This is a genomic window from Streptomyces sp. WAC05374, from assembly GCF_004353505.1.
Classification (GTDB): Bacteria; Actinomycetota; Actinomycetes; order Streptomycetales; family Streptomycetaceae; genus Streptomyces.
The window spans coordinates 100,457-112,941 of record NZ_SMNQ01000022.1; the positions used below are offsets into that span (position 1 = coordinate 100,457).

General features: G+C 74.0%; 9 protein-coding genes. 6 read left to right on the plus strand and 3 right to left on the minus strand.

Going from position 1 to position 12,485, the window contains the following annotated elements; all coding sequences use genetic code 11:
* Positions 1–39 precede the first annotated feature (39 nt).
* Positions 40–804: a peptidoglycan recognition protein family protein gene (locus E2B92_RS29015; protein ID WP_126887804.1), complete on the plus strand. Its 765-nt coding sequence runs from the start codon at positions 40–42 to the stop codon at positions 802–804.
* Between the two features lie 58 nt (positions 805–862).
* Here the strand turns inward: E2B92_RS29015 and E2B92_RS29020 are convergent, their stop codons facing one another.
* On the minus strand, positions 863–1,543 hold the full coding sequence (locus E2B92_RS29020) for a CAP domain-containing protein (protein WP_235024026.1): 681 nt from the start codon (positions 1,541–1,543) through the stop codon (positions 863–865).
* A gap of 283 nt (positions 1,544–1,826) precedes the next feature.
* Between E2B92_RS29020 and E2B92_RS33620 the strand changes: the two genes are divergently transcribed.
* Genes E2B92_RS33620 through E2B92_RS29040 form a run of 4 tightly spaced genes read left to right on the plus strand, consistent with a single transcriptional unit; the run spans position 1,827 to position 10,618 of the window.
* On the plus strand, positions 1,827–2,096 hold the full coding sequence (locus tag E2B92_RS33620) for a phosphopantetheine-binding protein (protein ID WP_160159799.1): 270 nt from the start codon (positions 1,827–1,829) through the stop codon (positions 2,094–2,096).
* Complete coding sequence (locus E2B92_RS29030) at positions 2,093–3,862, plus strand: amino acid adenylation domain-containing protein (protein ID WP_235024027.1); 1,770 nt, start codon at positions 2,093–2,095, stop codon at positions 3,860–3,862. Before E2B92_RS33620 ends, E2B92_RS29030 begins: the two co-directional genes overlap by 4 nt.
* Positions 3,859–8,361, plus strand: coding sequence for a non-ribosomal peptide synthetase (locus tag E2B92_RS29035; RefSeq protein WP_126887802.1), 4,503 nt, complete (start codon positions 3,859–3,861; stop codon positions 8,359–8,361). Before E2B92_RS29030 ends, E2B92_RS29035 begins: the two co-directional genes overlap by 4 nt.
* Before the next feature lie 37 nt (positions 8,362–8,398).
* Complete coding sequence (locus tag E2B92_RS29040; RefSeq protein WP_126887801.1) at positions 8,399–10,618, plus strand: NADP-dependent isocitrate dehydrogenase; 2,220 nt, start codon at positions 8,399–8,401, stop codon at positions 10,616–10,618.
* Positions 10,619–10,852: 234 nt separating this feature from the next.
* Here the strand turns inward: E2B92_RS29040 and E2B92_RS29045 are convergent, their stop codons facing one another.
* Both E2B92_RS29045 and E2B92_RS29050 read right to left on the minus strand, forming a co-directional pair.
* Entirely contained in the window at positions 10,853–11,143 is a 291-nt protein-coding gene (locus E2B92_RS29045) for a hypothetical protein (RefSeq protein WP_126887800.1), read from the minus strand.
* A gap of 18 nt (positions 11,144–11,161) precedes the next feature.
* Positions 11,162–11,890, minus strand: coding sequence for a hypothetical protein (locus E2B92_RS29050; RefSeq protein ID WP_133087749.1), 729 nt, complete (start codon positions 11,888–11,890; stop codon positions 11,162–11,164).
* Positions 11,891–12,149: 259 nt separating this feature from the next.
* Between E2B92_RS29050 and E2B92_RS29055 the strand changes: the two genes are divergently transcribed.
* Entirely contained in the window at positions 12,150–12,359 is a 210-nt protein-coding gene (locus tag E2B92_RS29055; RefSeq protein WP_133087750.1) for a hypothetical protein, read from the plus strand.
* Positions 12,360–12,485: the final 126 nt, after the last annotated feature.

Consider the following 12,485-nt stretch of genomic DNA (forward strand, 5'->3'; position numbering starts at 1 on the left):
CACCACCGCGGCCGCGCGCCGACGAGCGGAGGGTGGAGCATGCAGCTCATGCGGAGGCGCCGGTACCGTAGCGCCGCCGCGCTGGCGGTGCTCGTGCTCCTCGCCGGCACCACGCTGTGGCTCCGCCCCACCGGCGGCCTGTCCGGCGGGGCCTCGTCGCCACCGGAGCGCGCACGGGCGCGGCAGGCGGTCCACCAGGGCGCCAGACCCGTCATCGTGCCGCGCCGGGCCTGGCACGCCGAGAGCGTGGACACCGCGCCCGGCGCCCGCTACGCGCCCTCGGTGAGGGCCGCCGTCATCCACCACACCAGCACGCCGAACGGCTACGACTGCGCCACCGTCCCGCGCACGCTGCGCGACCTGTACGCGGGGCACGCCTACGGCAGGCACTGGGACGACATCGGGTACAACTTCCTGGTCGACGCGTGCGGCACCATCTACGAGGGCCGGGCGGGCGGGGTCGACCGGCCGGTGGTCGGGGCGCACACGAAGGGCTTCAACGAGGGGACCGTCGGCATCGCCGCGATCGGGACGTACACGCGCGGGGAGGCCGTTCCGGAACCGATGCTGGACGCGATCGCCCGGCTGGTCGCCTGGAAGCTCGGCCCCCGGGGCCCCGATCCGCGAACCGAGGTCGCCCTGGTGTCCACGCACGACGAGGCGCGCTACCCGAAGGGCACGAAGGCGGTACTGCCGGTGGTCGGCGGCCACACCGACGGCTACCCCACCCGGTGTCCGGGGGCCGCGCTGTACGCGAAGCTGCCCGACATCGCCGCCCGGGCCGCCCGCCTCCAGCACCGGTGACCGCCCGCCTCCGGCACCGGTGACCGCTCGGTGCCGGCAGGGGAGCGGTACGGGCCGGTCATTCGGTGGTGGCGAAGTTCTGGACCCACCAGGGGCCGTTGGACCGGAGGTTCACGCCCACGCCGATGTCCTTGAAGGAACAGTTCACGATGTTCTCGCGGTGGCCCGCGCTGGCCAGCCAGTCCCGCACGGCCCGGCCGGGGCTGCGGGGGCCCCGGTGGATGTTCTCGCCCCACATGCCCCAGTCGTAGCCCGCCGCCTCCATCCGGTGGCCCGCGTCCCGCCCCTCGGGGCTGTTGTGGGCGTAGTAGTCGCGGTCGGCCATGTCGTCGGCGTGGCCCTGGGCGGCGGCGCGGAGGCGTCCGTCGACGCGCACGGGCGGGCAACCGGCTTTGGCGCGGGCGGCGTTGACCAGCGCGACGACCCGTTCCGCGTACCGTGCGGCGGCGCCCACGGCGGGAGCGCCCCCCGCGCGGGGCGTGCTCGCGTCCCCGCCCGTCCCGGGGCCGGCCGCCGTCCGGGTGGCCGCGGGGGCGTCGCCGGCCCGCGGGGACCGGGCGGAACGGGAGGTATCGGTGGCGTGGTGGGACTCGCCGGCCCGGGGGGACCGCGTGGCACGGGAGGACTCGGCCTCACCGGTTCCGTCGCCGGACATCAGGATGCCCGCGCATACGACGGCGGCCGCCGCCGTGGCGGCGACGAGGGTTCCGACGAGTCGTGGGTGGGGGTGCGGCTGCACGGGGACTCCGCTCCGCTCTTCGGCTCGCTTCCGCGCGTTCTGCGCGGTTCTCGCGAGGAGATGACTTCCGTACCCGTCCCCGCCGGAAACCGCCCGCCCACGGAAACAGGCCACATGAGGCGGTCGTCCAACCCCGACCGCCCCGCTCCGATCGAGCCAGCCATGGGGCAGGATGTGCGAAGGCTCGCCGGACTTGTTCGATAAAGGCCGTCCGGCGGTGGTGGGTTCAAGCCGCGAGAGCGGAGCCGAAGCAGAAGGGACATCCAGGGTGGCAGCCCCGCACGTGAGCACTGAGAGCGCCTCGTCCGCCGACCGTGTCGTGGACGTCGTGCTGTCCGTCGTGGCCGAGGTGACCGGCGCCGGGCCCCACCGGTTGACGGACAACTTCTACGAGTTCGGCGGCACCTCCCTGGACGCGATACGCATATGCCTGCGGGTGGGACGCGAACTCGGCCTGGACGTCACCCCCGAGACCCTGCTCGACAGCGACGACCTCGGTGCCTTCGCCTCGGCCGTGGCCTCCGCCATGGACGCCGCCGTGGACGCGCGGTGACGGGCGCCGCCGTGGCGCCCGGGGCCACCACGGCACCCGCTCCGGTCGGGGCGACCGCGTCCCCCGTGGCGCCCGCGTCCCCCGTGGCGTCCCGCGCCGGTGCCCTGGCCGTGGACGGACCGGGCGCGGAGGCGGGCGGGGCGTCCCTGATCCACGAGGCGGTCGCGCGGCACGCCGCGCTCACCCCGGACGCCGTCGCCCTCGTCGACGGTGCCCGGCGCGTCGGCTACGCCGAGCTGGACGCGGCGGCCGACGCCTGGGCGGCCGAGCTCTCGGCCCTGGGGGCCGGGCCGGGCGGGTTCGTGCCGGTCGTCCTGCCGCGTTCGGCGACGCTGGTGGCTGCCCTCCTCGGCGTACTGAAGACGGGGGCCGCGTACGCCGCGCTCGACCCCGGCTGGCCCGTGGAACGGCTGCGCGCGGTGACCGGAATGCTGGCGCCCCGCGTGGCGGTGGCGCCGGACGCGGCGGGCGGCCGGGAGCCGTGGCACGGGCCGCTGTGCGCGCCGTCGCCGGGTGGCCTCGGCCCCCGCAGCGCCGCACCCGCGCCCGGGCGTCCCCGTCCGGTACCGGCGCCGCGCCCGCCGGTGGACGGCTCGTGCCCCGCCACGGTCTTCTTCACCTCCGGCACCACCGGCCGCCCCAAAGCGGTGGTGTCCGGGCACCGGGCCACGCTCAGCCTGTTCGACGGCCGCTTCGCACCCTTCACCGCCGACGGTGTGCGGGGGCCGGTGATGCCGCAGGCGGCGCCGGTCTCCTGGGACGGCTTCACGCTGGAGACCTGGGGCCCGCTGATCAACGGCGGGACCAGTGTGCTCCTGGACAGCGGTTACCTGCTGCCCGGTACGCTGCGGGCCCTCGTCGAGCGGGAAGGGGTCGACACGGTCTGGCTCACCGCGTCCCTGTTCCACCTCTTCGTCGACGAGGACCCCGGCTGCTTCGCGGGGCTCCGCCACGTCCTGACGGGCGGTGAACGGCTCTCCGTCCCACGGGTGCGCGCCTTCCTCGACCGCCACCCGGACGTCGGCCTGACCAACGGTTACGGGCCCGTCGAGACGTGCGTGTTCGCCACCGCCCGGCGCGTGGGCCGGGCCGACTGCGACGTCCCGTCGGGCATCCCGGTCGGTGAACCGGTCCCGGGCCGCCGGGTGCACATCCTCGCGCCCGGCCGGCGGCCGGCCGCCCCCGGCGCCACGGGCGAGATCTGCGTCTCCGGCGACGGCATCGCCCTGGGGTACCTGGGCGACGCGGAGCTCACCGCCCGCGTGTTCCCGACCGTCACCGTCGACGGCGTACCCACCCGGCTGTACCGGACCGGGGACCTCGGGTTCCAGGACGGCGACGGCGTCGTGCACTTCACCGGGCGCGCCGACCGGCAGGTCAAGGTGCGCGGGCACCGCGTCGAGCCGGAAGAGGTGGAGGTGGTCGTGCGCGCCCTGCCCGGCGTGGCCGACTGCGCGGTGGTCCCCGTCCCCGGTGCCAACGGGGGGTACGAGCGGCTGGCGCTCTTCTTCACGCAGGGCCCCGCCGACGAACCGATGCCTCCCTCGGCCGTGCGCCGGGAGCTGGCCGCCAGGCTGCCCCGGCACCTCGTGCCGGACCTGGTGCGCCGGCGGGCCGACCTGCCGCTCACCGCCCACGGGAAACTGGACCGGCCCGCGCTGCTGCGCACGCTCCGGGCGCCCGCCGGCGTCACGGAGGCGGACGCGCCGGCGCGTGCGGGAGCCGGTTCGCCGGCGCGTCCCGCACACCCGGGGGCCGACGCGTGAGCGCGCCGCACGGGGCCCGGGAGGGGTGGGCCACCCACCCGATGTCGTTCGAGCAGGAGTCGATCTGGCTCAACGACCAGTTCCAGGCGGGGGCCGGGCGTTACGTCGAGTCGTGGGTCCACCGGCTGCGCGGCGACATCGATGTCCGTGCCGTCCGGGCGGCCCTGGACGGCATCGTCGTACGCCATGAACCGCTGCGCACCGCCCTGGTCCTGGAGGACGGCCGGACGGTGCAGCGGGTGGCGCCTCCCGGGCCGGTGCCGCTCACGGTCCGGCGGATCGACCCCGGTGCGGTGGCCGGGGAGGTCCGGGCGGCCGTCTCGGTACCGCTGCCCACGAACCGGCCCCCGCTCGTGCGGGCGACGCTGCTGCGCACCGGCGAGCGGGAGGCCGTCCTGGCGGTCGCGCTGCACCACGCGGTCGTCGACGGGTGGTCGTTCCGGGTGCTCGACATGGAGTTCAGCGAGCTGTACACGGCCGCCGTCGAGGGCCGCGCCCCCGAACTGGCGGACATGGCCACGACGTTCGGCGCGTACGCGCGTGCGCAGCGCCGGGCCGCCGCCGCCCGGGAGGAGCGGGGCGCGGCGGACGAGGGGCTGGAGTACTGGCGCCGGACGCTGGAGGGCGCGCCCGCCGAGTGCACGTTCCCGCTGGACCGGCCCCGTCCCGCGGTGCCGGACCACCGGGGCGGGATGGTCGAGTTCGCCGTCGGCCCGGAGCCGGCCGGTGCCGTACGGGCGGCCTGCCGCCGGCTCCGTACGACCCCGTTCGTCGTGTTCACCGCCGCGCTGACGGCCCTGATGTCGCGGCTGGGCGGGCAGGACGACATCGTGCTGGGCACCCCGGTCACCCGGCGGGACCGGCTGGAGCTGGAACCGCTGGTGGCCTGCCTCAGCGACGTCATGCCGCTGCGCCCGCGCGTCCGTCCGGGACAGACGTTCCGGGAGCTGGTGCGGGAGAGCGCCGCCGCGGTGCGCGGGGCCATGGCGCACCGGCACGTCCCGCACAGCAAGCTGGTGGCGGAGCTGGCGGGCGAGCGGGTGCCGGGGCGGTTCCCGCTGTTCCAGGTGGTGTTCACGGTCGACGACTCCGGGGCGCCGGGGCTGCGGCTGCCGGGCGTGTCCACCGAACGGCTGTACGGCCACAACGGCACCGCCAAGTTCGACGTGTTCCTCGAACTGGTCCCGCACGCGCGCGACGGCGGCTATCGGGCCCTGCTGGAGTACGCGAGCGGTGTCTTCGACCGGTCGACCGCCGAGCGCCTCGCCGGGCGCTTCCTGGCGGTCGTCGCCGACGCGGTGCGGGACCCGGACACGGCCGTGGAGGACCTGGCCGTCATGCCGGAGGCGGAACGGCGGCTGGTGACCGGGACGCTGCCCATGGGCCCCGAGTCGGAGGGCGGGCGTCCCCTGCCGCACGCCCACGAGCTGGTGGCGCGCGCGGCACGGGAGGTGCCCGGCGCGCCCGCGGTCGTGCACGCCGGGCGGACGCTGACGTACGCCGAGCTGTCGGGCGCCGCCGACGCCCTGGCGCACTGGCTGGTGTCCCGGGGACTGGCCCGGAAGCGGATAGGCATCCGCATGGGGCGGTCGGCCGATGCCCTCGTCGCCCTCCTGGGCACCCTCCGGGCGGGCGCCGCCTGCGTCCCGCTGGACCCCGCCCTCCCGGACGGCCGCACCGGCTACATGGTCCGGGACAGCGGGACGGCCGCCGTGCTGACCACCCGCGCCACGGCGGCGCCTCCGGAGACGGGCGTACCGGTGCTGTTCCTGGAGGACGTCCCCCGCGCACAGCCGTCCCCGGATGTCCGCCTTCCCAGGACGTCGCCGGAGGACCTGGCGTACGTCGTGTACACCTCCGGCTCCACCGGGCGCCCCAAGGGGGTGGCCATGCCGCACCGGTCGCTGGCGGCGCTCCTCGACTGGCAGTGCCGCCGCTCGGACGCGGGCGCCGGTTCGCGGACGCTCCAGTTCGCGCCGCTCGGCTTCGACGTGGCGTTCCAGGAGGTCTTCGCCACCTGGGCGGGCGGCGGGACGCTCGTCGTCCCGGACGACGGGACCCGGGGGGACCCGCACCGCCTGCTCGACCTGATCGGGCGGCACGAGGTCGACCGGCTCTTCCTGCCGTACGTGGCCCTGCAACAGCTCGCCGACTACGCGGTGGCCACCGGCGGCTCGGCCGCGAGCCTGCGGGAGGTGATCACGGCCGGTGAGCAGTTGTACGTGACTCCCGCGATCCGGAGGTTCTTCGCCCGCGCCTGCCCCGGGGCGCGGCTGGAGAACCAGTACGGCCCCTCGGAGACCCATGTGGTCACCGCCCACCCCCTCACCGGTGCGCCGTCGGCGTGGCCGGACCGCCCGCCGATCGGGCGGCCGGTGCCGGGGAGCCGGGTGTACGTGCTCGACGGCCGGCTCCGGCCGGCTCCGGTGGGCGTGACGGGCGAGATCTGCGTCGCCGGGGACGCGGTCGCCGCCGGCTACCTCTCGGAGGAGGGCGCGGGGACGCGCCGGTTCGTGCCGGACCCGTTCGGTGACCCGCGTCGTGCGGGCGGCGCCGACCACCCGGACGCCCCGGACCGGCCGGGGGGCCTTCTGTACCGCACCGGCGACCTGGGCCGGTTCCTGCCGGACGGCACGATCCAGTTCCTGGGCCGCGCCGACGACCAGGTCAAGATCCGGGGGTACCGGGTCGAGCCCGGCGAGGTGGAGGCGGCGCTCAAGGCGGTGCCGGGCGTGACGGACGCCGTCGTGCACGTCGACGGCTCGGACGCGGCGGAGAAGCGGCTCGTGGCGTACTTCACGGCGGCCGTCCAGGACGGTCCCGGACCGGACCATGTGCGCGCGGCGCTCCTGGAACGGCTCCCCCGCCACCTCGTCCCGGCGGCCCTCGTCCGCGTACCGGGCCTGCCGCTGACGGCCAGCGGCAAGACGGACCGGGCGGCGGTCCACCGGCTGTACGCGCCCCCGGCGCCCCACGCACCCACCGCCTCCGCCACCGCTTCGGGCGCCGCCCAAGGCGCGTCCACCGCTCCCTGGGCCGCCACGCCGTCGCACGGCCTGGCGGCCATCTGGGCCGAGGTGCTGCGGACCGCGCACCCCGACCCGGAGCGGTCGTTCTTCTCCCTCGGCGGCGACTCCCTCCTGGCGGTGCGGCTCTCGGTCCGCCTCCGCGACGAGCTGGGGCTGGACATCCGTCCCGCCGACATCGTCGCCGCCCCCACGCTGGGCGCCCTGAGCGCGCTCGCCGCCTCACGCGGACGGGCCGTCCCGGCCATCGCGCCCGAGACGCTCGCCGCCGACATCGTGCCCGCCCGGGAAGTGGTCCGGGTGGCGGCCGGCCCTCGCCACATCCTGCTGACGGGTGCCACCGGGTTCCTGGGCGCGTTCCTGCTGCACGAGCTGCTGGAGCGGACGGGTGCCGTGGTGCACTGCCTCGTCCGCGCCACGGAGACGGCCGCCGCCGAGAAGCGGCTCCGCACCGCGCTGGAGCGCTACGGCTTGTGGGACGACTCCCGCGCGCCGCGCGTCCGGGCGGTGCCGGGCGACCTGTCCCTGCCCCGCCTGGGGCTCGGGCAGGAGCGGTTCGACGAGCTGGCACGGACCGTGGACGCGGTCTTCCACTCCGGTGCCGAGGTGAACCTGGCGTACGGCTACGAGCGGCTCAGGGCGGCCAATGTCGACGGGACCGCGGAAGTGCTGCGCCTGGCCGCCGCCCACCGCACGGTCCCCCTGCACCACGTCTCCACCGTCGGGGTCTTCCCGCCGGCCGGTCCGCCGGCGGGACGGGTCCGGCCGGACCAGCCGCTGGGGGACGTCACGCTGCTGCGGAACGGGTACGCCGAGTCGAAGTGGGTGGCCGAGACGCTCGTCGCCCAGGCCCGGGAGCGCGGCCTGCCCGTCACGGTGTACCGCCCCACCCGGATCTCCGGCGCACGCGGGACCGGCGTGTGCCAGACGTCCGACTTTCTGTGGCTGCTGGTGAAGGGCTGTGTGGAGGCGGGCGCCGCGCCCGGCGACTACGTCTCCGACTTCGACCTGGTGCCGGTGGACCACGTCAGCGGGGCGATCGCCGCCCTGGCCGCCGACCCGTCGGCCACCGGGCGGACGTTCCACCTCTCCAGCGAGCGGCTGCGCACGTTCACCGGCATCGCCGAGCGCCTGAGGCTCCTGGGGTACCGGCTGGACGACGTACCCCTGGAGGACTGGCACCGCCGCCTGGAACGGGACCCGGCGAATCCCGCGTACCCGCTCCTCGGTCTCCTGCCGCCCACGGGCACGGACGCGCCCCCGGGGGCGCCCGGCCGGCCGGGGTCGCCGCTCTTCGACGCGTCCTCCACCCGTCGGGCGCTGCGCGGGGCGGGGGTCGTGTCCCCGGAGGTCGACGACACGCTGTTCGACCGCTATGTCCGCTATTTCCAGCGCGAGGGGTTCCTGCCGCCACCCACCGCTGGAAACCGACTGGACCCCTGTCGAGAAGCGGTCGATCACGAGATATCTTGATGTCGAGCAATGTTGCAGACGTGGAGCGGAGCACCCGGTGACTGACTCGACCATCATCTACACACACACTGACGAGGCCCCGGCCCTGGCCACGCACTCGTTCCTGCCCGTGATCCAGGCGTACGCCTCGACGGCCGGGGTCAGCGTGGAGACCCGGGACATCTCGCTGGCGGGCCGTATCATCGCCGGTTTCCCGGAGTACCTCCAGGAGGGCCAGCGCATCGACGACGCGCTCGCCGAGCTGGGCGAGCTGGCCAAGACGCCCGAGGCCAACATCATCAAGCTGCCGAACATCTCGGCGTCGATCCCGCAGCTCAAGGCCGCGGTCGCCGAGCTCCAGGAGCAGGGCTACGCGCTGCCGGACTACCCGGACGACCCGAAGACCGACGAGGAGCGGGACATCCGCGCCCGTTACGACAAGGTCAAGGGCAGCGCCGTCAACCCGGTGCTGCGCGAGGGCAACTCCGACCGCCGTGCCCCCGCGTCGGTCAAGAACTACGCCCAGACCCACCCGCACCGCATGGGCGCGTGGACCGCGGAGTCCAAGACCAACGTCGCCACCATGGGCCAGAACGACTTCCGCTCCACCGAGAAGTCCGTGGCGATCGGCGAGGCCGGCTCGCTCCGCATCGAGCTGGCCGGTGACGACGGCTCCACCACCGTCCTGCGCGAGTCGGTCCCCGTCCAGGCGGGCGAGGTCGTCGACGCCTCCGTCATGCGCGTCGCCGCGCTGCGCGAGTTCCTGACCGCGCAGGTCGCCCGTGCCAAGGCCGAGGGTGTGCTGTTCTCCGTCCACCTCAAGGCCACGATGATGAAGGTCTCCGACCCGATCATCTTCGGTCACGTCGTACGCGCCTTCTTCCCGAAGACGTTCGCGAAGTACGGCGAGACGCTCGCCGCGGCCGGTCTGACCCCGAACGACGGTCTGGGCGGCATCTACAAGGGCCTGGAGTCCCTGCCCGAGGGCGCCGAGATCAAGGCGTCCTTCGACGCCGAGCTCGCCGAGGGCCCCGAGCTGGCCATGGTGGACTCCGACAAGGGCATCACCAACCTGCACGTCCCGTCCGACGTCATCGTCGACGCCTCCATGCCGGCCATGATCCGCACCTCCGGCCACATGTGGGGCCCGGACGGCCAGGAGGCCGACACGCTCGCCGTCCTGCCGGACAGCAGCTACTCCGGCGTCTACCAGGTCGTCATCGACGACTGCCGGACCAACGGCGCGTACGACCCGTCCACGATGGGCTCGGTGCCCAACGTCGGTCTGATGGCCCAGAAGGCCGAGGAGTACGGCAGCCACGACAAGACCTTCGAGATCCCCGCCACGGGCACCGTCCGTCTCGTCGACGAGGCCGGCAACGTCGTCCTGGAGCAGGCCGTCTCGGCCGGCGACATCTTCCGCGCCTGCCAGACCAAGGACGCGCCGATCAAGGACTGGGTGAAGCTCGCCGTCACCCGCGCCCGCGCCACCGGCGACCCGGCGGTGTTCTGGCTCGACGAGACCCGCGCCCACGACGCCGTGCTCATCGAGAAGGTCCAGCGGTACCTGCCGGAGCACGACACCGAGGGCCTGGACATCCGCATCCTGTCCCCGGTCGAGGCGACCAAGCTGTCCGTCGAGCGCATCCGCCGCGGCGAGAACACCATCTCGGTCACCGGCAACGTGCTCCGCGACTACCTGACCGACCTGTTCCCGATCCTGGAGCTGGGCACCAGCGCCAAGATGCTCTCGGTGGTCCCGCTGATGAACGGCGGCGGCCTGTTCGAGACGGGTGCCGGTGGCTCCGCGCCCAAGCACGTCCAGCAGCTCGTCAAGGAGAACTACCTGCGCTGGGACAGCCTGGGCGAGTTCCTGGCCCTCGCGGTCAGCTTCGAGCACCTCGCGCAGACCACGGGCAACGCCCGCGCCCAGGTCCTGGCCGACACCCTGGACCGCGCGACCGCGACGTTCCTCAACGAGGACAAGTCGCCGAGCCGTCGCCTGGGTGGCATCGACAACCGCGGCAGCCACTTCTACCTGGCGATGTACTGGGCGCAGGAGCTGGCCAAGCAGACCGACGACGCCGACCTGGCCAAGGCGTTCGCCGCGCTCGCCCAGACGCTCACCGACAACGAGCAGAAGATCGTCGACGAGCTGATCGCCGTACAGGGCAAGCCGGCCGACATCGGCGGCTACTACCGCCCCGACCCGGCCAAGGCCTCGGCCGTCATGCGCCCGTCGGCGACCTTCAACGAGGCGCTCGCCACCCTCGGCTGACGCCTCCCGCGGCAGCCCGCGCGCACCACGCGACCGCCCCGGCCGGACTCTCCGGCCGGGGCGGTCGCATGCCGTCACCCGCGCGGCGCGCCGTCCGCTCGTGACAAGGGGAACCGCACAGGAAAGGGCCCGGCACGCATGTGCCGGACCCTTTCCCCGAGGGCGCCTGATGCCTGATCAGGCGGGTGGCGTCCAGGGCGTGTCTTTCGGATCAGGCTGGATCAGGGACACGCCCTAGTCCCCGATGAAGTAGAGGTAGCCCGAGCGGCGGATCGCCTCGTGGGCCTCCTCGATGACCCGCCTCACCACCGGGGTCTTCTCCTCCTCCGGCAGCCCTTCCAGCTCGACGACGAAGCGCTCGAGCTGGGGGGTGTTGAACATGGTCAGGTCGTACGGCGAGATGCCCCGCCGCAGACTGGTCTCCGGCGCGCGCACGCACAGCGCGAGGAACGAGTCCTCCGCGTCGTCATCGAACTCCGCGACGACGTCCTGCGCGCGGTTCAGCCGCCGCATTCCCAGGCCCATGCCGGCTCTCCTCTCTTCTCAGCTCGTCGGAACGATGGGGTACATCGTCACCAGGTCACCGTGGACGCTCACCACGATGGTGAGGCAGTGGGTCTCCTGCTCCCCGCTCTGCCGGGAGGACTTGCCGAACTTCTTCTTGGGGTCGAGGCAGACGTTCTTCTCACGGTAGGCGGAGCCGCCGCTCGCGTGCTTCCACCCTCCCTGGTCCGTCATCGCCCCGACAAAGATGTCCTTCAGGTCCGCGAGCGTGAGGTCGGAGTTGAACAGCCCCTTCTTGTCGGTGACCATCCTCCCGCCCTCGAAGTGGTAGTCCCGCAGGTTCCGCAGGGCGAGCGTGTCGAGGGCTATCTCGTACCCGTCCTCGGGGAGGTTCTGGCCGGTGGGGATGAACTCGCAGTCGTCCCAGCCCTCCCATCCGTTCCAGCCGTCGAACCCTCCCCCGCCGGAGGCGGGCGCGGCCATGAACGCCGCCCTCTGGGCGGACCGGGAACCGGACTTCGGCTTGGGCTTGGTCGGGCAGAGAACGGCCTTGGCCCGCTCGAGGACCTTCTCGCCCTTGTCGACCAGCTTCCTTGCCTTGGCGGTCTTGTCGAGGAAGTCGTTGATGCCGGCGATGGCCTTGGCGATCTTCGGGAGCTTGCTGGCGATCTTCAGCGCCTTGACCGGGCCGAGGTTCTGGATGATGGCCCAGAGGCAGATCCCGACGTCGGGGTCGTCCCAGCACTCCTTGATGTCCTCGGCGAACAACTCGACGAGGAGCTCGCCGCCGTTCTCCTTGAGGTAGTCGAGCAGGTCCTTCTGCGCCAGCGCCCGCGCCGCCTCGTACTCCTCGACGCTGATGCCGGCGGCTTCCAGAGCCTTGCGCTCCGCGTCGGTCAGGTCGCCGCCCCGGACGTCCTTGCCGCCCTGAGCCGCTTCTTCGCGCTGTTTGCGTTCGAGTTCGCGTTGGTATTCCTCGGCGCGTTTGGCGGCTTCGTCGGCTTCCTTGGCGTAGGTGCCGGCGTTCTTGGCCGCGGTTTCGGCGGAGGTGGCGTGCTTCTCGGCGGACTCGGCGAAGGAGTTGGCGTCCGCGGCGTCCTTCTCCGCCTGGGCGGCCGCGCCCTGCGCGACACTGGCTTCCTTCTCCGCCAGGCTGGCCGCGCTGCTCGCGGCGGCCGCGTGGTTGTCGGCCTCGGCGGCGGCGCCTCTGGCGCGGGCGGCTTCGGCCTCGGCCTAGGTGGCGGCGTTGCGTGCGGCGGTGGCGTCGGCGTAGGCCTGGTTGGCCGCGGTGCGGGCCTGCTTGGCGTCGGCCTGGGCTTGTGCGTCGGCCTGGTTGGCGCGGGCGGCCGCGGCGCGGGCCTTG

What these genes read in the sequence shown, in the direction of transcription:
- E2B92_RS29015 (WP_126887804.1), top strand. Translation starts at nt 40, where the DNA reads ATGCAGCTCATGCGGAGGCGCCGGTACCGTAGCGCCGCCGCGCTGGCG.
- E2B92_RS29045 (WP_126887800.1), bottom strand. Translation starts at nt 11,143, where the DNA reads ATGGGCCTGGGAATGCGGCGGCTGAACCGCGCGCAGGACGTCGTCGCG.